Origin of the sequence: Rhodoluna miladensis (SeqCode), assembly GCF_965234705.1 — a bacterium.
In the GTDB taxonomy this organism is placed as follows: domain Bacteria; phylum Actinomycetota; class Actinomycetes; order Actinomycetales; family Microbacteriaceae; genus Rhodoluna; species Rhodoluna miladensis.
In genome coordinates, this window is sequence record NZ_OZ248465.1 from 310,953 (window position 1) to 332,114 (window position 21,162).

21 protein-coding genes and 1 tRNA gene are annotated in these 21,162 nt (G+C 48.7%); 11 read left to right on the forward strand and 11 right to left on the reverse strand.

All coding sequences use genetic code 11. The features are described from left to right. Positions 1-50: 50 nt before the first annotated feature. Positions 51-2,738 (forward strand): preprotein translocase subunit SecA, encoded by a 2,688-nt coding sequence (gene secA, locus AC8GDC_RS01550; protein WP_506558133.1) that lies wholly within the window; start codon positions 51-53, stop codon positions 2,736-2,738. On the opposite strand, the gene AC8GDC_RS01555 is transcribed toward secA, so the two are convergent. Next, on the reverse strand, positions 2,735-3,091 hold the full coding sequence (locus tag AC8GDC_RS01555) for an Rv3235 family protein (protein WP_506558134.1): 357 nt from the start codon (positions 3,089-3,091) through the stop codon (positions 2,735-2,737). The genes secA and AC8GDC_RS01555 overlap by 4 nt on opposite strands. Before the next feature lie 216 nt (positions 3,092-3,307). On the opposite strand from AC8GDC_RS01555, the gene AC8GDC_RS01560 reads away from it, so the two are divergent. The 4 genes from AC8GDC_RS01560 (at position 3,308) to AC8GDC_RS01575 (ending at position 6,759) form a co-directional block, all read left to right on the forward strand. After that, positions 3,308-3,757: a hypothetical protein gene (locus AC8GDC_RS01560; RefSeq protein ID WP_506558135.1), complete on the forward strand. Its 450-nt coding sequence runs from the start codon at positions 3,308-3,310 to the stop codon at positions 3,755-3,757. A 62-nt stretch (positions 3,758-3,819) separates the two neighbouring features. Then, on the forward strand, positions 3,820-4,434 hold the full coding sequence (locus AC8GDC_RS01565) for an SAF domain-containing protein (RefSeq protein WP_506558136.1): 615 nt from the start codon (positions 3,820-3,822) through the stop codon (positions 4,432-4,434). Then, positions 4,435-5,292 carry a CpaE/TadZ family protein gene (locus tag AC8GDC_RS01570; protein WP_506558137.1) on the forward strand — a complete coding sequence of 286 codons (858 nt, stop codon included), beginning with the start codon at positions 4,435-4,437 and terminating at the stop codon, positions 5,290-5,292. It begins immediately after the preceding gene. Then, complete coding sequence (locus tag AC8GDC_RS01575; protein WP_506558138.1) at positions 5,293-6,759, forward strand: sensor histidine kinase; 1,467 nt, start codon at positions 5,293-5,295, stop codon at positions 6,757-6,759. Positions 6,760-6,774: 15 nt separating this feature from the next. Here AC8GDC_RS01575 and AC8GDC_RS01580 read toward each other — a convergent pair whose 3' ends face one another. Next, positions 6,775-7,023, reverse strand: coding sequence for a WhiB family transcriptional regulator (locus AC8GDC_RS01580; protein ID WP_506558139.1), 249 nt, complete (start codon positions 7,021-7,023; stop codon positions 6,775-6,777). A 211-nt stretch (positions 7,024-7,234) separates the two neighbouring features. Here AC8GDC_RS01580 and AC8GDC_RS01585 point away from each other — a divergent pair, with 211 nt between their 5' ends. Then, positions 7,235-7,615: a hypothetical protein gene (locus tag AC8GDC_RS01585; RefSeq protein WP_506558140.1), complete on the forward strand. Its 381-nt coding sequence runs from the start codon at positions 7,235-7,237 to the stop codon at positions 7,613-7,615. An 11-nt stretch (positions 7,616-7,626) separates the two neighbouring features. On the opposite strand, the gene bcp is transcribed toward AC8GDC_RS01585, so the two are convergent. Beyond that, a complete protein-coding gene (bcp, locus tag AC8GDC_RS01590) occupies positions 7,627-8,100 on the reverse strand; it encodes a thioredoxin-dependent thiol peroxidase (RefSeq protein WP_506558141.1) in 474 nt (157 codons plus the stop codon). 99 nt (positions 8,101-8,199) lie between these two features. Here bcp and AC8GDC_RS01595 point away from each other — a divergent pair, with 99 nt between their 5' ends. From AC8GDC_RS01595 to AC8GDC_RS01605, 3 genes are all read left to right on the forward strand, one after another. Continuing rightward, a complete protein-coding gene (locus tag AC8GDC_RS01595) occupies positions 8,200-9,042 on the forward strand; it encodes a UbiA family prenyltransferase (RefSeq protein ID WP_506558142.1) in 843 nt (280 codons plus the stop codon). Further along, positions 9,039-10,460 (forward strand): phytoene desaturase family protein, encoded by a 1,422-nt coding sequence (locus tag AC8GDC_RS01600; protein WP_506558143.1) that lies wholly within the window; start codon positions 9,039-9,041, stop codon positions 10,458-10,460. The genes AC8GDC_RS01595 and AC8GDC_RS01600 overlap by 4 nt, the downstream gene beginning before the upstream one ends. 61 nt (positions 10,461-10,521) lie before the next feature. Further along, positions 10,522-10,594 (forward strand) — tRNA-Lys (locus AC8GDC_RS01605). Between the two features lie 200 nt (positions 10,595-10,794). On the opposite strand, the gene AC8GDC_RS01610 is transcribed toward AC8GDC_RS01605, so the two are convergent. Next, positions 10,795-12,009: an MFS transporter gene (locus tag AC8GDC_RS01610; RefSeq protein ID WP_506558144.1), complete on the reverse strand. Its 1,215-nt coding sequence runs from the start codon at positions 12,007-12,009 to the stop codon at positions 10,795-10,797. Between the two features lie 99 nt (positions 12,010-12,108). On the opposite strand from AC8GDC_RS01610, the gene AC8GDC_RS01615 reads away from it, so the two are divergent. Beyond that, positions 12,109-12,855, forward strand: coding sequence for a tyrosine-protein phosphatase (locus AC8GDC_RS01615; protein ID WP_506558145.1), 747 nt, complete (start codon positions 12,109-12,111; stop codon positions 12,853-12,855). On the opposite strand, the gene AC8GDC_RS01620 is transcribed toward AC8GDC_RS01615, so the two are convergent. The 5 genes from AC8GDC_RS01620 to AC8GDC_RS01640 form a co-directional block, all read right to left on the reverse strand. Next, positions 12,852-13,511, reverse strand: coding sequence for an HAD-IA family hydrolase (locus AC8GDC_RS01620; protein ID WP_506558146.1), 660 nt, complete (start codon positions 13,509-13,511; stop codon positions 12,852-12,854). The genes AC8GDC_RS01615 and AC8GDC_RS01620 overlap by 4 nt on opposite strands. Then, on the reverse strand, positions 13,504-14,625 hold the full coding sequence (locus tag AC8GDC_RS01625) for an FAD-dependent oxidoreductase (protein WP_506558147.1): 1,122 nt from the start codon (positions 14,623-14,625) through the stop codon (positions 13,504-13,506). The genes AC8GDC_RS01620 and AC8GDC_RS01625 overlap by 8 nt, the downstream gene beginning before the upstream one ends. Then, complete coding sequence (gene phnE / locus AC8GDC_RS01630) at positions 14,625-16,175, reverse strand: phosphonate ABC transporter, permease protein PhnE (protein ID WP_506558450.1); 1,551 nt, start codon at positions 16,173-16,175, stop codon at positions 14,625-14,627. Before phnE ends, AC8GDC_RS01625 begins: the two co-directional genes overlap by 1 nt. 131 nt (positions 16,176-16,306) lie before the next feature. Beyond that, the gene (gene phnC / locus AC8GDC_RS01635; protein ID WP_506558148.1) at positions 16,307-17,119 is read right to left on the reverse strand and encodes a phosphonate ABC transporter ATP-binding protein; all 813 of its coding nucleotides are present in this window, start codon (positions 17,117-17,119) and stop codon (positions 16,307-16,309) included. A 75-nt stretch (positions 17,120-17,194) separates the two neighbouring features. Further along, on the reverse strand, positions 17,195-18,163 hold the full coding sequence (locus AC8GDC_RS01640) for a phosphate/phosphite/phosphonate ABC transporter substrate-binding protein (protein WP_506558149.1): 969 nt from the start codon (positions 18,161-18,163) through the stop codon (positions 17,195-17,197). Between the two features lie 319 nt (positions 18,164-18,482). Here AC8GDC_RS01640 and AC8GDC_RS01645 point away from each other — a divergent pair, with 319 nt between their 5' ends. After that, a complete protein-coding gene (locus AC8GDC_RS01645; RefSeq protein ID WP_506558150.1) occupies positions 18,483-19,301 on the forward strand; it encodes an SGNH/GDSL hydrolase family protein in 819 nt (272 codons plus the stop codon). Here the strand turns inward: AC8GDC_RS01645 and AC8GDC_RS01650 are convergent. Next, positions 19,287-19,919, reverse strand: coding sequence for a VTT domain-containing protein (locus AC8GDC_RS01650; RefSeq protein ID WP_506558151.1), 633 nt, complete (start codon positions 19,917-19,919; stop codon positions 19,287-19,289). The genes AC8GDC_RS01645 and AC8GDC_RS01650 overlap by 15 nt on opposite strands. Beyond that, the gene (locus tag AC8GDC_RS01655) at positions 19,906-20,997 is read right to left on the reverse strand and encodes a glycosyltransferase family 4 protein (protein ID WP_506558152.1); all 1,092 of its coding nucleotides are present in this window, start codon (positions 20,995-20,997) and stop codon (positions 19,906-19,908) included. Before AC8GDC_RS01655 ends, AC8GDC_RS01650 begins: the two co-directional genes overlap by 14 nt. Positions 20,998-21,162 lie beyond the last annotated feature (165 nt).

Below are 21,162 nucleotides of genomic sequence, written 5' to 3' on the forward strand. Positions count from 1 at the left end.
CCAGCGTCTAAGATTGAGGTAATAACTTCCCATTTGATTTGGAGCGCATTTTGGCGTCTATTTTTGACAAGATTCTTCGTGCAGGAGAGGGCAAGGTCCTTGCCAAACTCAAGGCCCTAACCAAGGCAGTGAACTCCCTCGAAAGCGAGTTCCAGCAGCTTTCCGACGAAGAGCTCAAGAACGAAACCAAGACTCTAAGAGATCGATTCGCCAACGGCGAATCCCTAGATGACCTTTTGCCAGAAGCTTTCGCAGCCGTGCGTGAAGCCGCCACCAGAACTATTGGTCTTAGACCATTCGATGTTCAGATAATGGGTGGAGCTGCACTGCACCTTGGCAACATCGCCGAAATGAAAACCGGTGAAGGTAAGACTCTTGTTGCTACCTTGCCTGCCTACCTAAACGCAATTGCTGGACGCGGAGTTCACGTTGTTACAACCAACGACTACCTAGCCGGCTACCAGTCAGAACTTATGAGCCGTGTGTTTAGAGCTCTTGGTATGACCACCGGTTGCATTCTTTCGGGCCAGGAGCCAGCTGAGCGCAGAGAGCAGTACCTTGCGGATATTACATATGGAACCAACAACGAGTTTGGTTTTGACTACCTTCGCGACAACATGGCGTGGCAAAAGGCTGACCTAGTTCAGCGCGGGCACTTCTTTGCAATCGTCGATGAGGTTGACTCGATTCTTATCGATGAGGCAAGAACTCCTCTGATTATTTCTGGTCCTTCTTCAGGTGAGGCCAACCGCTGGTTCACTGAGTTCTCCAAGATCGCCGAGCGTCTGCAGCCGGTTATCGACTACGAAGTAGATGAGAAAAAGCGCACTATTGGAATCCTGGAGCCAGGAATCCAAAAGGTTGAAGACTACCTAGGAATTGAAAACCTATACGAGTCCACCAACACCCCACTGATTTCATTTCTGAATAACTCCATTCGCGCCAAGGCTCTTTTCAAGAAGGACAAGGACTACGTCGTTATCAAGGGCGAAGTTCTAATCGTCGATGAGCACACCGGCCGTATTCTTTCTGGCCGTAGATACAACGAAGGTATCCACCAGGCAATTGAAGCCAAAGAGGGTGTTGAGGTAAAGGCTGAGAACCAGACTCTAGCTACCGTGACACTGCAGAACTTCTTCCGTCTTTACTCAAAGCTTGCCGGTATGACTGGTACCGCCGAGACCGAGGCAGCCGAGTTCATGGCTACCTACAGACTCGGTGTTATTCCAATTCCTACCAATAAACCAATGATTCGATGGGACCAGTCTGACCTCATCTATAAAAACGAAGAGGCCAAGTTCAACATGGTTGTTGAGGACATCGTTGAGCGTCACGCTAAAGGTCAGCCAGTTCTGATCGGTACCACCAGCGTCGAAAAGAGCGAGTACCTTTCGGTGCTTCTTGCCAAGCGCGGAGTTCGCCACGAAGTTCTAAACGCCAAGAACAATGCCCGCGAAGCGGCCATCATCGCTCTGGCGGGACGGTTTGGCTCAATCACAGTTGCCACCAACATGGCTGGCCGTGGTACCGACATCATGCTCGGTGGTAACGCTGAGTTCTTAACTGTTGATTCACTGCGCTCCAAAGGTCTAAACCCCGAGGAGCAGCCAGAAGAGTATGAAGCTGCCTGGGCTGCGGAATTTGAGCGCATCAAGCAAGAAGTTGCAGTTGAAGCCAAGAAGGTTCTATCTGTTGGAGGACTCTATGTTCTTGGTACCGAGCGTCACGAGTCTCGTCGTATTGACAACCAGCTACGAGGTCGTTCCGGTCGTCAGGGAGATGTTGGTGAATCCAGGTTCTACCTATCACTAACCGATGATCTAATGCGCCTATTCAACTCGGGTGCTGCATCTGCTTTGATGAACCGCGCCAGCGTTCCTGATGACACCGCAATCGAATCAAAGGTTGTTTCTCGCGCAATCGCCAGTGCGCAGTCTCAGGTTGAAGGAAGAAACGCGGAGATTCGTAAGAACGTTTTGAAGTATGACGATGTTCTAAACCGTCAGCGCGAGGCTATCTATGGCGACCGCCGTCACATCCTCGAAGGCGATGACATCGCAGGTCGCGTTCAGACTTTCCTAGAGGACACTTTCAAGTACCTAGCCACTTCTGCTATGGAATCCAAAGAGGACACCGATTCGATGCTGCAGGGTCTTTGGACTGAGCTAAAGGCTATTTACCCAGTTTCTATTGAAATCGACGAGGTTCTTGCAGAGGCTGGAAGGCGAACCAAGCTAACCGCTTCGTTCCTGGCAAACGAAATCATCAGCGATGCCAAGATTCAGTACGCCAGAAGAACAGAGTCACTAGGCGTGGATGCGATGCGCGAGCTTGAAAGAAGAGTTGTTTTGTCAGTGATTGATCGCAAGTGGAGAGACCACCTTTACGAAATGGATTACCTCAAAGAGGGAATTGGTCTTCGTGCCATGGCACAGCGTGACCCACTGGTCGAGTACCAGCGTGAAGGTTTCGAAATGTTCCAGCAGATGATGGGCTCAATCCGTGAAGAGGCCATCACTTACCTATTCAACGTTGAGGTAAAGCTGGACCAGTCACCGGTTGATCAGATCAAGCCTCAGGCAAACCTGACCTACAGCGCTCCTGGAGCACCAGCAGATGAAGCGAAGCCAGTACTAAACCAGGCACCGGTTAACCGAGCTGCTGCCAGGAAGCAAGAGCAGGCAAATCGTAAGGCTGCTGGAAAGAAAGAAAAAGGCAGTTCCTTCTTCAAGGATTAGAGAAAACCGATGTTGGTAGCTCTCCAGCTACCGTTTTGACTCTCCAGTCTTATTGTCACTGCCTTTGCCCGTTGCCGATTAGAAAGCAAAACAACCGATTCAATTACGTCCTCGGCGGGGGATTGGTATCTAACTTTCAGAACGTCCGTTGGTTGAATCAAAGGCTTTCGGCCAGCTTTCAATCTTGCTTGCGCTCCGGCTGCTGCCCTTGATCGCAGCAGTTCATACACCTGCTCACTAACAACCCGAGATAGCTGATCAACTGATCTAACCCCTGCCAACACTTCATGAATTGCTCTTGCCATGCTGGCTAGAAATACATTCGGGGTTTTTAGAGGTTCGGCTCTTGGCATATCCGGTCCGAACTCTAAATGTCTTTGGCTCTCAAAACCTCGTGAATGGATGGAGCCTTCGATTCTTACAATTTGCCTTCGCATGGTGCCCCTTTCAATATGAAATCCCCCAATTGAGATTGTTTGAGGATAGAACCTTTAATCGGCAAATTGTTGAGTCGGGCGAAGCTGTGGAAAAGATTCCAAAAGGAACCTGCTTTGCTAGACAATCGCCAGATGAATTCGATAACAGCAATGGAATTACAAGAAAATTCTTTTAGAGATCTACGTTCCTTAATCACCAACTGCAACTTGGTTCGGTTGCAGCTTCTTGATGGCAGCTCCAGAGAGCTAACTAGCCCAACTCTCGGAAGAGAGTTCCTCGCGGGAAACCTAGAAGATGAAAAGACACGGGGTGTTTTTCGACGAAGCATCCTTCGAAGCGTGCAGTTTGAGACCCAAGTAGGTGTGGTGACTAGAACCTTGGAATACACCCGCAAGGCAATCGGAGAGCTATTGGCTAGCCGGCAATTTCCCGCCCTAGCGCAAGTTAGTTATCTGGAGCCAAGGACGAAGCCACAGCAGCTAAGGCTTATTGGAATATCCCGAGGATTTCTCTTTACTGACTATTTGCAAAACCCAGCAATCCCGATTGCAGCTCTTGGTTCGATTGAACTCAAGCTGTGAATAACTTTCTGCAAGACAGCCCGGCCTTAGCAATAATTTGAGCCCTGTGCGTCGGAGGAAAAATGATTCGAAACAAGTCGTTTAGAAAAAGCCCTATTCAATTGCTCGTATCCGCTGCAGTAATTGCGGGCTCAGTGGTTGGTGCCTGGTTTGTAATTGAAAGCTCAAAGATCACCGAGGTCTACCTAGTGACAAGAAGCGACCTTGCTTCCGGCACAGCTTTGACTGAGCAAAATCTTGAAACAACTGACCTAGCCTTATTTTCATTGGGGAATCAGTATCTTCGGGTAGGTCAGCTTCCCACGGGTGCCTATCTAACCCGAACAATTTCTGCAGGGGAGGTAATTCCAATCTCTGCTGTGACAACGCAGCAGCTCGATGACTATTCAAATATCGTGCTTACTCCCTCTGTTGAGATAAGCAGTGCGATAACCCCAGGATCCAAAGTCTCGGTCTGGGCCAGCCCAGCCCTTGATTACCAAAGCTTTGGTGAACCCACCATTGCCGCCCTGGATGTTGAGGTGGTTCAAGTAAGGGAGCCGGAAACTAGCTTCGCATCGGCCGCCAAATCAGTAGAGCTAAGAGTTCCAATCGCTTCTATCCAATCAATACTTCGTGCCATAGCTAATCGGGACGCTATAGCCCTAACGGCTTCAAGTGTCAGTGTCGGGAACTAGATGCTTGATCGAATTACAAGATCAATTACCTCTCGGGTTTCGCCAAGAACAAACTCGTCCCCGGTTGTTATAGCCGTGACTAGCCCTTATGGTTCAACCGGCAAAACAACCGTTGCTATAAACATCGCCCTTGAACTTGCGTATGAAAAAGCCAGAGTGCTGCTGATTGATGGAGATATTCAAGGCCCGGCAGTTGCTAATCTCTTTGCTTTGACGCAGCAGCCAGCTGGCCTTCAAGCTGCCCTTCGAATAGCTGGTCAGCAAAGATTCGACCTTGAGCAACTTGAACGATTGAGCTTTCAATTCCAAAAATCAACTCTGCGGATTATGCCCGGAAGCCAAAACTTTCCTAGCCAACCAATCGACCAAAGCGCCATAGCTAATCTTTTGGAAACTGCTCGCTCAGGGTACGAATTCACAGTTGTCGATCTTGGCAGTTTGAGTGTTGATGGAAGCGGAACGCAAGCAGAGCTAACCAACACCATCATCTCGTTGGCCGATCGAACGGTAATGGTTTGCCTAGCCGATCCAATAGGAATCTTCAGATTGCTCGGAATCGAAAACTTGATTGCTGCAACTAGCCAACCTGTGGATCTGGTTATGAACAGGGTACGAAACTCGGTGATAGCTTCGGCACGAAGAGAAATTGCAATCACACTTCAGCGCCTAAGTGCTTTGGAGCCCAAGGCCTATCTTCCCGATGACCCGCAACACATTGACCAAGCTGTTCGCACGGGAGTTCCAGCCACTTCCTTATCGCGCACCGGTACCTTCAGGCAAGCCCTCACTGGCTTTGTTAGAGCTGAGCTTCTGGGCCGCAAGGGAGCCCTGGATTCAAGGGTGGCTAAACTTGGGTGAGTGTCGACCCTTTCCGAGCTAATTGCCAAACATGGCGAGCCGAACAAAGCCAACATCGAGTGGTTGACTCTGTTGCTCTCGGAGTGGCAGCTGGTAGCTGACCTTCTGTTCGCCGACTTAGTTCTCTGGGTTCCTTCCAAGCAGGGCGATTTCATCGCAGTTGGTCACGCAAGACCATCAAGCGCAGCGACCATCTTCTTTCGCGACATAACCGGTGAAACCATAAAGAAGGAGTGGCTGGCTCTTGCCAAGCAAGCCTTCGAATCCGGTGAGATTGCAATCCTGAAGACCTCTGATTCCACTGCTGGGCTTCCAACCAAGCTGAGTGCAATTCCAGTTCGCAGGGGTTCTAGTTCAAATGAGGCAGCTGCGCCGATAGCGCTTATCACCCGTCACACCAACATCGCCGATAGCAGGACTCCAAACAAGCTACACATCAACTACGTTAACTGCGGCAATGAATTACTCGGCATGGTTTCCGAAGGAAGCTTTCCTGACTTTTCGACCCCAACCGGTCCAAGGCGTGGAGCACCTCGTGCCAACGACGGACTGCTTCGTCTTGATGTCGACGGAATTGTCAGCTTCGCAAGTCCCAATGGACTCTCTGCATTCAACCGTCTGGGAATTGCGGGGGAGCTAGAAGGAAAATCACTGGCCGAAGCTGCAACCAAAATTGTCAAAAAACAATCAACCGTCGACGAGTCACTGCCACTTGTTCTAACCGGAAAAGCCCCCTGGCGAGCAGACCTTGAATCCACCAACTTGACTTTGTCGATTCGAGCCATTCCACTCCTCAAAGCAGGAGCACGCACCGGAGCGATTGTGCTGTGTCGAGAGATCACTGAACTTCGTCGTCAAGAACAAGAGCTGCTTACAAAAGATGCCATTATTCGAGAGATTCACCATCGAGTAAAAAACAACCTACAAACCGTAGCCTCGGTGATGAGGATTCAAACCAGAAGATCTGATAACCCAGAAGTCAAGGACGCACTTGAGCAAGCTATCAGGCGCGTATCCGCAATTGCACTTGTGCACAACACTCTGGCTGAGGGATTCACCGAAGAGGTGAACTTCGATGAAGTCTTTGCAGATAGCATGAGACTTGTCGGCGAGTTAGCTTCAGAAAACTCAAAGACCCTAAGGCTTCGCATCGATGGCAAGTTTGGAAAGCTAAACAGCGATCAGGCCACCCCGCTGGCAGTTGCGCTTACCGAGTTGGTCACAAACGCTGCAACCCATGGACTGGGTTCCCACGGTGGACTAATCTCTCTAAACACCAAAAGAACTGCCAAGCAGCTCACGATTGAGGTTGAAGATAACGGTGTGGGTCTCAAAAAAGACTCGATTGGAAAAGGTCTTGGAACTCAGATCATCAAGACTTTGATTGAGGGAGAACTTCGCGGAAAGATCAGCTGGTTCTCGCCTAAAGAGGGTGGCACCAAGGTGGCCATCAACATACCTCTATAAAGAGGTACTAAGGAATTAGCTGGCTCTGCGAGCCCTGGCGTACTTGCGCTTTAGTGACTTGCGCTCGTCTTCAGTCAGTCCACCCCAAACTCCGGTGTCCTGGTTTTCCTTGATTGCATACTCAAGGCACTGGCTAGTCACGTTACATTCGCGGCAAACAGCTTTGGCTTGCTCGATCTGGTCAACCGCAGGACCGGTGTTTCCAACCGGAAAGAACAATTCTGGGTCTTCGTTTAGGCAACGTGCCTGATTTAGCCACTGCATATCCATATGGTTTTATCCTGATTCTTGGCCCCTTAGGGCCAATACGATGGGCACTGAAAAATTCTTCAAACTTGTCGGTTTGGTGCGAATCTTGTGATTTACGCTTGAAGCGCTACACATGTTCTACTCATATAATTCCATAGCCGTAGGCTTTTGTAAATACCCAAATTTGTAAGGACTCATGAAAGCCTTTAGACAAGCTCCTCAATTAGTGAAACTTGTAGTTTCACTGTTGTTTATTGAGGCCCTGATAATTTCCTTAGTTTTTTTCGCACTTTTACTTGAATTATTGTCCGGAAACGTGCTAAACATTTACACTCAAATTTTCCTGATTGTTTTAGCTGCCGGATCGGTTGCTTGGGTGTTGCATTTTTCACGTGGAATTTTGCAAGGAAAACGCTGGGCCAGAAGCGCTGCATTTTTCTGGCAGCTACTTCAAGGTGTAGTTGGAGCCGGCGCGCTAGCTGAAGCGGGCAGCAACAGAAACATTGGAATATTCCTGGCATTACTTTCAGCTGTGGTTGCGATTTTGCTGTTCAACAAGAAATTTATTGCCGATACCAACCGTGAAAACGACGGCGCTCTTAGTTAAAAACTGAGGCGTTAGATACCGAGCTGCTTGCGCAGGCTATCAACGTGACCGGTGGCCTTGACGTTGTACAGGGCTAGCTCAAGCTTTCCTTTTTCATCAACTACAAACGTTGATCGAAGGACACCTTCGTAGGTTCTGCCATACATGCTCTTGGTTCCATAGGCGCCATACTTTTTGTGTACGGCTAGGTCCTCATCGGCCAAAAGTGCGAACTTGAGCTTGTGGGCAACCTGGAACTTGGCCATCTTGGCTTGAGTGTCAGGGGAGATGCCAAGCACTTCGTAGCCTGCTTTGTTTAGGGCTTTGAGGTTGGAATTGAAATCCTCAGCCTCTTTGGTGCATCCAGGAGTTAGGGCTGCCGGGAAGAAGTAGACGATGACCTTCTGGCCCTTGAAGCCAGAGAGCTTGACCTTGGTGCAGTCATGGTTTGTGAGCGTGAAATCAGGAGCCTTGTCGCCGGTTTCTAGTTTCTTTAGCGCAGCCATTTTTCGCTCCTGGGTAAAGGTTTCTATCTGTGTGTTTCTAGTCTAAGCCAGCTTTTTGTCTGGTTTTAGGCTCCTTTAGTGCCCGTCTAAGCTTGAATCATGTTAAAGCGCCTGGTGGAAATCTCCCGCCCTGTTCTATGGGTTAACACCATCGGAACCACCGTGATGGCAATGTGGCTAGGCGGAGACCTCTGGCGATGGGACATCATCCCATTTCTTATCTGGGTGACATTTCCCTTCAACCTTTTGATCTACGGCATCAACGACATCTTCGATCAGGAAACTGACAACATCAACGCCCGAAAAGGCGGCATGGAAGGTGCCAAGATCAGCCCCTCGGAAGTAAGACCAATCTTTATCGGGGTAGTGCTAACCAACATCCCATTTTTGATCTACTTCGCCTTCACAGTTCCAATTGCCGCCATGGGCTGGATTCTGGCCTATTCGCTCTTTTTCTACTTCTACTCATCCCCGCCATTTAGATTCAAGGCTCGTCCCGTGTGGGATTCTGTCTCAAACACCGACTACGCCTTCCCGTTGGTTTTCATTCCGCTAGCCTTCGGCAACGAACCAATCTGGTTTGCAGCAATTGGTCTAATGGTTTGGTCGATGGCAAAGCACACCTTTGATGCAGTGCAGGATATTCCGCAGGATAGCTTTGTTGGCATCAAGACCACAGCAGTTTGGCTTGGCACCAAAGGCAGCGCTTACTGGGTTGGCTTCTGGTGGCTGATTTCAACTGGGCTTTTTGCCATGGTTAACATTCCTGTTGCAATTGTGAACTTTGCTATCGCCGGATACCTAACATCTGCGATCTTCAAGAATCCAGTTCCTGAGACCGGTCGCAAGCTTTACCGATTATCAATTGCCTTTCCATACATCGCTGGCGCGGTAGCCGGTGTTCAACTAGTTTCTGCGATGGTGCTAGGTATCTATCCGTGAAATCTAGAAACATCATTGTTCTAGGTGCCGGCATCTCGGGACTTGCAACAGCCTCACTTCTTGCTAAAGCTGGGCACAAAGTAAAAGTCATTGAAGGCGCGAGCTGGATTGGCGGCAAATCAAAGCGCATCGTTGTTGATGGCCAGCGTATGGATACCGGTCCCGCTCTCGTAACTTTCCCAGGAGTGTGGGAAGAGTTCATTCGTAGGTATGACAACTTAGGATCCGGCCCAAAGGCAAGCGAGATTGCACCGATTGTTTTTGAACCACTTTCCGAAGTCGGGGAGTACTTTTACCGGGGCGATAAGTGCTTGCTTCCTGTTGAGCCAGGAAACAAGTGGCACGAGCCATGGGCCAGGTTTGAAGCCATGCACGGCAAGCTCGATAACGAGATCACCACGCTGCTAACAAACACCTCAATGAGCCCAAAGGCTGTGCCGGCTGTTAGCAAGCTGGTTTCAAACTACGGAATACGCCTAACAACCAAGAGCTACCTCGATGGATTGAAGTGGCTTCCGGAAGGGCTCAAAGAGGTCATCTCGATTCACACCTTGAATGCCGGCGTTGCACCAGAGAGCACACTGGCACTGTTTGCAACCATGCCTGCGGTTATGGCCACCCAAAAGGTTTTGGTTCCAGTTGGCGGTGTCAACGAGATTCCGTTGACACTTGAAAAGCTCGCTCGTCATGCCGGGGTTGAAATCTCTTTGAATGAGAAGGTCACGGCCATTTCTAAGAACAAGGTCACAACCGCAAAGGGCGAATACCAAGCAGATCTTGTGATTTCGAGCTTGGATGCCAAGGTGACTGATCGCCTGTTAGGCAAGACCACAAACGAATCAGGCCGCAAGATGTCCTGCTCAGGCGTTGCCATTTACGCGGTGCTAGATCAAGACCTACCTGCAGGAACTAAGACCCACTCGGTGATCATGCCTGATGACCCATCTGCCCTGCATAAGTCCTTAGGTAATAAGCAGCTACCAAAAGAATCAATGGTTTTTGTCAACTACTACAAAGCAGGGCACATCTACCCAAACAGTAAGTCAACTGTTGCGGTATTGATCACAGCTCCTGCCGATGGCAAGCACTACGGCATTGACAGCGACTTCGCTAAGCAAGAGCTTGAAAGAGTGTCTTTGGTTATGGGCTTACCGAATAACATCAAAGATTACTTTGGTTCCTTTGAGGTTTTGGATCCGGAGTATTTCTCAGGTTGGGGAGCAACCGGTGGAGCGCTCTACGGAGAAGCTCGAAAGATTTGGCAGTCAGGTCCGCTTCACACCCCAAGGCACTCATCAGTTTTGAGACCTTGGCTATGGCGAGTTGGAGCCTCCACACACCCCGGAGGGGGAATTCCAGCAGTGCTAGGTGGCAGTCTGATTGCCACTGAAAAGCTGATTAGAAGGCTCGCTCGCTAGTTTGGATGGGCCTAGCCCAAGTGGTATTCTTTAGAGCTGTTGCTTGTATAGAGCAACAAATGCACCTCTAGCTCAATCGGCAGAGCAACTGACTCTTAATCAGTGGGTTCCGGGTTCAAGTCCCGGGGGGTGCACTGAAAATCCAGTTTCTTCTCACGAGAGCTGGATTTTCTTCATTATTGGGCCTTTCCACATAGAGATCAAGTCTCCAATTTCAGTAGTGACCTACTGATACTGAATCATTTACCCTTGTCGCAATTAGAATCAAGCCGCTGGTAGTTCTTTTTGTTGGCAGCCTTAGCCTGCTGGATTTCTCTCTTAGGATTTAGGGAAATTAAATCAGAGTTTTCTTTTCCGTGGACCCTCCAGGGCTTTCCGCCAGCCTTAGCAGCCACCAAAGGAAGAATAGTGCGCTAAGTGAAAAGCCTGACGTTAGCACGAGTGCTGTGCTTCCCAGTGTGACTAGAAATACTCCAAAGAAGAAGGGTGCGAACCCCAGAAGTATATCCGAGGAAGCCATTATGTAGCCCTGACGCTTACCGTAATCCCTTGATCCAAATACTAAAAGGGGAAGTGTGCCTGCGGCAACTGTAAGGAAACCTGACCCCATGCCGTGAATGAAAGCAAAGGTAAAGAGTGACAAATCATTGCCCATTAGTAGGGTCAAGACAGAAATCGGATGTAAGGAAAGTGCCAAAAACGCCACTAATTGGGTAGAAAAAGTTTTGGGGAACAAAACCTGTAAAAGCCGAGCAAAAACTTGCCCCGGTCCGAGAAGAGTTGCAGCCAGTAATACATATTCAGAACCCGAGGAAACCAGTTCCAAAACGCTTGGAAGGTGGTAACCCATAACAACTTGGACAGATCCCCCAAGCAGAAAAAGCACAGCTGCAACTAAGACTGCATATCGCGGCAAGTTCTTTCCTGAGTGCACCATCTCAACGTCATTAGCAATTCTTTTGAGCCTTCGTGTTCGTCTGGCTGTTTTGTTGTAGCCAGGGAGGAAGGCGTGCAAAGGGAGACAAATCATGATGTTCATCAGTGCCCAGAATATTAATGATTCCCGCCAAGAGAAAGACTGTTCGATAGCGGAGGTGATTGGCCACCCAATACTGGAAGCGAAGCCTGCGATTAACGTAATAGTTGCAATGGTTCTCCGGGACTCAGTGCCCAGAACTTCCACTACAGTCGCAAAAGCTGCATCGTAAAGTGCCAGTGCTGCACCTATACCCATCACAACCCAGGAAAATAAGAAACTCACTGGCCCAGTCGATTGAGCCATGAGGACGAGTCCTAAGGCAAAGCCGAGTGAGCCTCCCGGGAGAATCAGTCTGCCTCCGTACTTGTCTATCAGAGACCCCACCAGGGGTCCAATCAACCCCGCAAGAATCGATGCAGCAGCTGAGAAAAGGAAGATGAATTCATAATTAATCCCAAGGTCCCTTGACATTGGCATCGCCAAAATTGCGGGGAGATAAAACGAGGAAGCATATCCGATTGTTTGAGTAACTCCAAGCTGCAGAGATAATCTAAGTTTTGTCTTGGGCATCCCATAATTATCCCGATAACCGGAATTTGAGTTCAAAAATCCTTTCCAACTTTTCGTAAAGTTCCAGCACCGTTAACCTTGGTCACCTAGATTCAGGGTGTGATAGATAGAAGTCATCCAATCGGAAAGCTTGCAAATTTCCGCGATCTTGGAAGTCTTCAGAGCGCGAGTGGAAAAATTAGGCCAGGTCAAGTTTTTAGATCTGACGACCTTGCTCACATAGACGACCTAGAGGCCGAAAGGCTCACTGACATTGGAATTTCTCTCATTATTGACCTCAGGTCTAGCGATGAAGTCGAAACCGTCGGTAGGGGACCATTAGCTGCATCAGACATACGATACGAAAATGTTTCACTGCTTAGACCGGAACTATCAGGCATTCAGACAGAAGAACTCCTAGACAGAGAATTCACAAATCACGACCTCGGACTCTGGTATTCAAAGGTTTTTATGGACGGGTTGGAACGAATTAGAACTGGGCTGGAGCTGGTTGCTTCAGCCAAAGGCCCAGTGCTGTTTCACTGCGCTCTCGGTAAAGACAGAACTGGTATTTTTGCCGCGAGCTTACTAGCTGTGCTCGGAGCAGATAGGAAAACAATTGTTCAGGATTACACGAGAACTAACGAGAACATCGCGAAAGTACTGGCTCGATTCTCAGTGCTCCAGCCATACTGGAGCGAGGAATTAATAGTTAAATCTGGAGCGCTGATGCGTGCGGACCAAGAAGCGATGGAAATTATGCTCGATAGCATTGGATCAGAGCAAGAAATTGTCGAGAACCTAAATAAAGCGGGGCTCGGTGCCAGCGTCCAGAAAGAACTAAGGGAACGCTTAGCCGCGCCCTAAATTAGTATGTGATCTACTTGTAGTACGTGTTCGACGACGTAATCAGCACCCGCAACCTCTAGCTCCTCTAAACTATGTTCTCCAGTCAGGACCCCAATCTTAATCCCCGCTCCAAACCTCTTACCGGCCTCAATGTCACTCTTGGTATCTCCGATAACTGCCACTTGAGAAGAATCAGATACTCCTAGTCTGTCGGCCACAAGCTGAATCATGGCAGGAGAGGGCCTACCCTCTAGAGCTTCACTTTGAGTGGCAGTGGCATCAACCAAAGATTTCAGTCCTAGCTCGTCAAGAAGAACGTCGAGAGTACCGCGGTTAAATCCAGTATTCAGGGCAACTTTTACACCTCTTTTTCTTAGGGTGTCAAACATGGTGGGGATTCCTTTGAATAGCTTTACGTCAGGCAGGCGCTGCAGATAATGCTCCTGAAACGAATCGGAGGCACGTTCGGCTAATTCGTCAGACTTCAAAAGCTCTCTAAATACTTCGATTTTTGATTGACCCATAGTCTTTTTCGCGTGTGCAACAAATTCCTTGTTTCTTTCTGACCAAATCTCAGGCACTACTTCCTCAAACGCCTTACTGAAGCAATCAAGCACCACTCCATCATCTGAAACTATGGTTCCTGCTATGTCAAATACGGCTAACTTAATCATTTATTAACTCCCTAATTGTCTCTTCGGCTATAGCGGGCGAGAGAGTGTTTCCTCTGCCACCGGGACCAGTTACTACACGCACTCTCTCGCCAGGTCTTAATCGGATGCAGACCTCACCTGTTGTGTTCTGGCTGTAAATACCTTGCCACCGGGTCAGTATCCGTGGCCTCACTCCAATAATGGATTCAACATCGTCAAGAAGTAAGTCGTAACAGTCCTCTCTCATTTCGTGAGGGAACGGCTCCTCGTAGATGTGGGTATCTCCCATAGTCAAGGTCCCATCTACTCTCTGTTGCAACAAGAGCTGCATTACCATTTCCTTCACGAGGGGTCTTACGGTCTCTAGTTTTTCGATAGCGGGGCCTTGATATCCTGGGTAGAAGCGCAAGGAGTCAAAGCTTGCGACTGAGGTTGAGAGCTCAAAGCCTGGGTTCTCAAGTCTTGCCATCTGGAGAAATACTCGACGCAGGGGCATCTTTGCTAATTCGGGTCCAAATAGAGTCTTGTGGTCGGCGCCGGGCACAACGATAACTTGATCTGCGGCTACTATGTCACCGTTTCTGAGTTCAACTTCAACATGTTTTTGAGTTTCCCTTACGGCCACCGCTTCTTGGCCAGAAAGGAATTCAAAATTGCTGCTTCGAAGGAGGAATGTTCGTAGCTCAGAAAGAACAAGATTTGGTTCGACCACAGCATCCATCGAGCAGTAAAGACCGCCAGCAATGTCCCCTCGAAGACCTGGATTGATGTCTTTGGCTTCCGACCGGTCAACCACCATCCAGCCACGTAGCTCGGCATCGGGATAATTCGCAACCTCACTCATCACTGACAGATGATTGTCGTTTAAGGCCACCACCATAGATCCGCTGGCTCTGAAAGTGAGCCCGTCATTTTCTCGAGAAATCTCTCCCCATAGTTCGCGTGCCCTAACTGCGGCAGTAAGTTCGACTCCCGGGGCCCTTCCGCCAACGGCAATCATTCCAAAGTTCCGAACCGAGGCTCCAAGTGGGACTGGGTCCCGTTCAATCAATGTCACCCGAAAACCCATTTTGAGTGCAAAATATGCATGCATCGTTCCGAATATTCCTGACCCAACAATTGCCAAATGGTTCATCAGATTACCTGCCTTCTCACATAACCAGCTAATAACTCCACCGCGTAAACCAAAACAAATATCGATATAACAATGGCGGCGGTGGTATCAAGAGCTAGTACTTTCATGGAATTGAAAAGTAAGAATCCGATACCTCCACCACCTACAATTCCAAGAATTGCAGATGACCGAATGTTTATGTCGAACGTGTATAGCAGCTGGGAAATCAGAGCGGGCATAACTTGGGGTATTACTGCCACGAACAATTCCTGGATACGATTCGCCCCCGTAGCCCTGACAGCTTCGCGCGGAGCCGGATCTATTTCTTCTATTGAGTCGGCAATTAGCTTTGCTAGAAAACCGGCAGTGCCAATCGACAGGGCAAAAATTCCCGCAACTGGCCCCAGTCCCAAGGCCGCGACAAAGATGATTGCTAGTATCAGCTCTGGAATTCCTCGCACTATCACTAGTATTACTCGGCTGATGTAAAGGACAATTTTGTTTACCGTCACGTTTCTAGCTGCTAGGAAACCTAACGGTATTGAACTGAGGGATCCGAGGACAGTAGAAACTGCCGCAATGGCCAATGTCTCAACCATTCCATCCACAATCTGCGGCCAAGCGGTGACAAAATCTGGAGGAAACATTCGGAAAGTAAAGACAAAAATATCGAAGAAACTCACTACGAGTTTGAACAAATCAACCTCTACAGACAAATAACCGATTATCAGCAGAGATAGAAACAGCGCTGCATAGCCCGTTTTAGCGATTCGCTCTTTGGTCCACGGCGGCAACACTCGAGAGTTGACCCTCTGCTGGCCTGGCTTTATTAACGCAGAAGCTTTATCTATCACGGTTGCTTGACTACTTTGAGAATCTTCCAGTTCGCCCTTTAGGACCGTTGCACGGACTGCTGCAGCAAGTGCTTCCATAGCCAGAATGAATAGGAAAATCACCACGACAACACCCAGGGCCTCGCTGTAGGCAAGTTGGCCCAAGGTCTCCTTTAGAAGTAATCCCACACCACCAGCACCCACTAGGCCAAGAACGGTTGAAGATCGGAGGTTTATGTCGAGTCGAAAGAGTCCGACAGAAATTATGGTGGGTGTGATCTGGGGAATTATGGTCGTGACAATTGACTGGAGGCGACTGGCTCCCACCGAATTCACGGCCTCGCGGGGCTGCTTATCGGTCTGTTCGATAGCATCCGCAAGTAGCTTTCCAATCATTCCGATCGAGTGAAAAGCTAGGGCAAGAATGCCAGGCAAGGGACCGATGCTTAGAGCTCGAACAAAAATTAGAGCGAACAGCAGGTCTGGTACTGCCCTACAGAAAACTATGATTCCCCTTGCGATGGCATAGGCGGTCGGGTGGGGTGTTGTGTTGGAAGCAGCCAAGAACGCTAGGGGGATTGATAACAACATGGCGAGAAATGTGCCCAAGACAGCCATCCACAGAGTCTCGAGAGTTAACTCAATTGCCCTATCTAATTCTGCAAAGCTCACTGGAAGCATGTAATCCAGCAGGTTTCCAATGTCTTCCAGACCGCCAAAAACAGACACTAGATTCATTTCCACCAGAATCCAAGCCCAGGTGAACAGCATTAGAAACCCGAATAGAGTACTCCGAGTTACGATTCCCGATTTGCTTATTTTAGGCTTGAGTTTAGCGGTGCCACCGGGCTGTACTGCTTTTATTGCCATTAGAAATTCCTAAGGTTGCGGATTGACTCATCGGCAAGTTGGGAGGCGTCAACTCCTGCAGTTGCAACTCGCTGGTAAACCTTCATTACCTCGTCCTTGTCCAACTTCTTTGGTTCGTCATCCAAAACAATTTTTCCATCCCTTAGACCCACAATTCGGTCTGCCCAACCCATGGCATATTCGACTTGATGAAGCGTCACTAAAACGGTGAGGTTCTCCTCTTTTGCTACGCGGAGCATGATGTCCATGACCTGCATCGAAGATTCGGGGTCAAGAGAAGCAACAGGCTCATCCGCCAGCATTATTGAGGGCTGCTGCATTAGTGTCCTTGCAATTGCGGTTCGTTGCATTTGCCCTCCACTCATCGTGTCAGCTCTTTGAAAGGCGTAATCCGCGAGGCCAACCCGATCTAGGTGTTCTAGCGCCTGCTTCCTGAGGGCTAGGGGATAGCTACCCACACCAAAACGGGGACCGCGGATTGCCCCAAGAGAACCGGACAGGACGTTCTCGATAGCTGTGATTCGCCCAACCAATCCAAACTGTTGGAATATGAAGCCAACTTTAGTTCTCAAAGAGCGGAGCTCTTTTCTGTCTGCCGTCTTTAGGTTCACACCAAGGACTTCAATCTCCCCACTTGTGGGCCTGGCCAAACCGTTTAGGTGGCGAAGAAATGTTGATTTGCCACTTCCGGAGAGCCCGATAAGAGCAAGCATCTGCCCCTTGGGAACTGACAGACTTATCGAATCCAATGCCTTGGTGCCGGTTTCAAAAACCTTAACTAGATCAAGCACTTTAATGACTGGTTCAGACAAGATCTCTCCTTTTGGACCAAAGCCAGGCTGGTAATCCAGCCTGGCTTTGGCAGGTTGTTGACTAGAAGGGTAGAACTACTTGCAGTTAGAAGAACCAGTGACCTCGCAAACCTTGCGCACACCGTCGTAGAAGCTATCGTCCTTTATCACGTAGCCCCATACCTTCTCATCTGTCAGCCCACAGTTTTCTACTGAGTCACAAATTCCTCTTGCAACAAGAGCGTCGACATTTGCCTCTTGGGTGATAATTCTACGAATTTCATCCTTCAAAGTCTGTGGAAGACCAGCCTGCATTGCAAGTGGTGAACCTGCAATAACTGCAGATTTCCAAACAGTCTTTATTTGACCTTCTTTGATGTCACCCGATTCAATGAGGTTTTTGTCAACCATGGCGTCAAATGCGAAGCCTGCGTCACAATCCCCGCTAGCTACAGACAGAACGGATGCATCGTGACCACCTGCAAATACTGGAGTCACATCGGATTCTGGATCAATTCCTGCAGATAAAAGACCTTCTGAAGGGTAAAGGAAACCAGAGGTCGAGGCAGGGTCTACGAAGCAGACAGTTTTACCGGCAAAGTCCTCGATGGAATTAATTGATTTATTTGAGGAAAGTGCAATCCCATAGGACTGGTATCCAGGTTCGATATCCGGTCCATCTGTCATTACACCAGCCACCTCAAGACTTGCTCCGCGGGTTCCAGCTAGAACATAAGAGAATGGTCCGTACTGGGCTAGATCTACTCGACCGGATACTTGGCCTTCAATGATTCCAGCGTATTCAGTCGCTTCAAAGAACTCGATTTCAATTCCGAGTTCTGCTTCCAGTACTTGAAGAATTTTTTCGTAGCTCTGAATGAGTGAGCTCGACTCTTCAGATGGAACTGCACCAAAGACCAGCTTTGCTGGCCAGCCTTCTGTGCTAACCCCAGCAGGGGATGTTGCCGCTAGCTCTGCCTCTTCAGATTCAGCGGCGCAGCCAGAAAGTCCCACCGTGAGTAGGACAGCAGAACCGATTGCTGCCAATTTTGAAATGTTAGTCACTTATTTATTCTCCGTTTCGGATTGAGTTCAGTTTTTGCTCGCGGGGTCCCCACGCACTTCTCAAAGTAGAGACGGAAAGATATTAAGCATTGAATTATTTATTAATGGATGAGTAACAGTAAAAACATTTTTTGTTTGTTTCTAAAATCCGGGACAGGGGAACGAACACTAAAAATACTTTTCCAAGGAGACTTTGTGCTTAGTGCCAGATACATGTCAACTTTTGTTCTCCGAGACTCAGCAAAATGTTTACCCAACCGACACCAAAACTTTAGTGTCATTTACTAGCTAGTCAAAGCACTAATAGTTAAGTTATGGCGTGAATAGAAAACCCTATGAATCCTACATAGCTATGGGGGACTCCCTTTCCGAGGGCCTCGGGGACTTCACATTCAAGCACTACCGTGACCACAATGGCTGGACCGATCGACTAGCAGCCATTTTGGCCCGAGAGGCTAAGGAACAAGAGATCTCTTTCAAGTACGCAAACCTGTCAATTAGGGGGGCTGGTCTTGAAAAAATCGTTAAAGTTCAAGTACCTCAAGCAGTAAAACTCAGGCCTTCTCTTGTGACTGTTATGGCGGGCTCTAACGACTTGTTTGGGAGCAAGTCAAATCGCGAAAACCTTCGCAGAATCTTTCGGCAAGGACTTATAGATCTGCAAGACTCCGGATGCCATGTGGTTGTAGCTAACACCATAAACCCTCTTCACTTAAGGATTTTCCGCCCCTTGCTTCATCGAGCCAAGTCATTTTCAGAAATGATTGAAGATGTAGCACTGGAGCTTGATGTTCCGGTGATAGACGTGCACGGAATTGAAAACTTTAGGCACCTCATGTTTTGGGCGGAAGACATGGTTCACTTCTCCGGTCACGGCCACATTGCAGTTGCTAATCAGGCTGCGTCAATGCTGGGTCTAAAGTATCGATATCCTGAAATGGATCCACAGGAATTATCAGTTTTTAGTCGAGGAATTGTTGAAACCGTCGAGTGGCTTATTCGCGATGTTTCACCGTTTATTCAAAGAAGGCTTAAAGGAATTACAGCTGGTGACCGCATGCTTCCCAAACACATGACTTTAGATCAGTACGTTCCAAGCACCAGCTCCCATCCAAATTGGGAACTAATTCCTCGCTGACCTAACTTTTCTTTGGTTGTACCACTCTCTAAGCAGCTCTATTGGCAGAGGTAGGGCTGACAACACAATCACGGCCAATACCGTAATCTCGAGGTTTTGCTTGATTACATCAATGCCGCCGAGCCAATAACCAGGAACCATAAAGGCCAGCAGCCAAAGAGTTGCCCCAACAAAGTTCAGGCGAACGAATCTCTCGCTGGCCATGCTTGATGCTCCGGCCATAACAGGAACAACGGCTCTCAAAATCGGAACAAATCTAGCCAGAATTATTGCTCTCCCCCCATACTGGTGAAAGAATCTGTTTGTTCGGTAGAGCGTTTTCTCATTCAGTAGCCATACTCGATTAGAAGAAAATAGCTTCGTCCCAAATTTCTTACCAAGGAAGTAGCTCACTAGGGGGCCACTGAAAGCGGCAAGCCAGATCATCGCAAAGCCAAGCCAAACCGGGATAGCGGAGGCCGAGTTAGCGAGGGTAAGTCCGATCAAAAATAGCAATGAGTCTCCGGGAAGAAAGGATGCCGGGATGAATGCAGTTTCGAGAAAGAGAATTACTGTCACAGCGGCAACCGCGTAGTTTCCGAATGAGGCAATAATCTCTTGGGCGTCAAGCCAGTTCAAGAACTGACTTCCGCGAGGTGCTACTGTCCTGAATGGCCTGTTCATAAATCTCGAGAAGAGCATTGTTGTTCTTGGCCCAGGTATTCTCCAGAACACTGATTCGGGCGTTTTGAGACATTTGAGCCCTCAGTGAATCATCCATTAACTCAACTACAGCGCGGCGATATGCTCCTTCATCGGAGGGATTCACGAGAATTCCAGTAGTTCCACTCTCAATGAGGTGCTTTGGGCCACCCTGATCTGGAGCGACAACGGCGATACCAGTTGCCTTAGCCTCCTGAATGGTTTGGCCAAAAGTTTCCTCAGTTCCACAGTGAACAAATACATCAATTGCCGCATAGTGATTGGCAAGGTTAATGCCAGTCTGCATACCAGCAAAATGGGCGCCAAAAGGAGCGAACGCTGCTTCAAGTCGGTTACGATCTGGTCCATCACCCACTATTAGAAATTTGATGTTCGGTACATCTGCTAATTCAAGCAAACGCATAACCTGTTTTTCGGCTGCAAGTCTTCCAACGAATCCGATTATGAGCTCAGAGTTTGGCGCTATTCGCTTTTTCAGAAGTTGCACTTCAGCTGTTCGTTTGATTTCCGGGGTGAACAGATCAGTATCGATGCCACGGCCCCAAATGGAAACATTCTTTACCCCCAGTGCTTTCAGCTGATTAGCCGATTCGCTTGTCGGTGCTACTGACAAAGTTGCCGGAGAGTGGATTCTGGCGGTCAGGTTGTCGATGAAAGGTCTGGCGAAGCCCAATCCGTATCGGCTGCAATAACCCGCGATATCAGTTTGGTAAACAGCGACTGAGGGTACTGAATTTCTTGTGGACCAATCAATTGCATGCGCCCCAAGCCAAAACGGAGCAGCTAGGTGAACTAGGTCAGGCTGGAAACTGTCTAGGAGTTTTGCAACGGAGGGTGAAGGAATTCCAACTGGAAAGCTCCGTACTTCAATCGACGGTACCGTGTGGACGGGAAAACCTAGGTGGTGGGAGGAGGCCCTAGTTGGAGCGATAACCATCGCCTCAAACTCCCGCTGCTTCAGGGTTTCTAGGACTCTTAGGACAGAGTTCGTCACTCCATTAATCTGTGGAAGAAACGATTCTGTTACTATGGCGATTCTTCTTTTCACTCTTCCAGAATAAGAACAGCAGGTAAAGATTCGGATAGATAAAGCTAAATGTCTGGTGAAGCTATTTACAACAGTCCAAAACAGTTTTGCCTTGGAACGGCTGAAAAATAG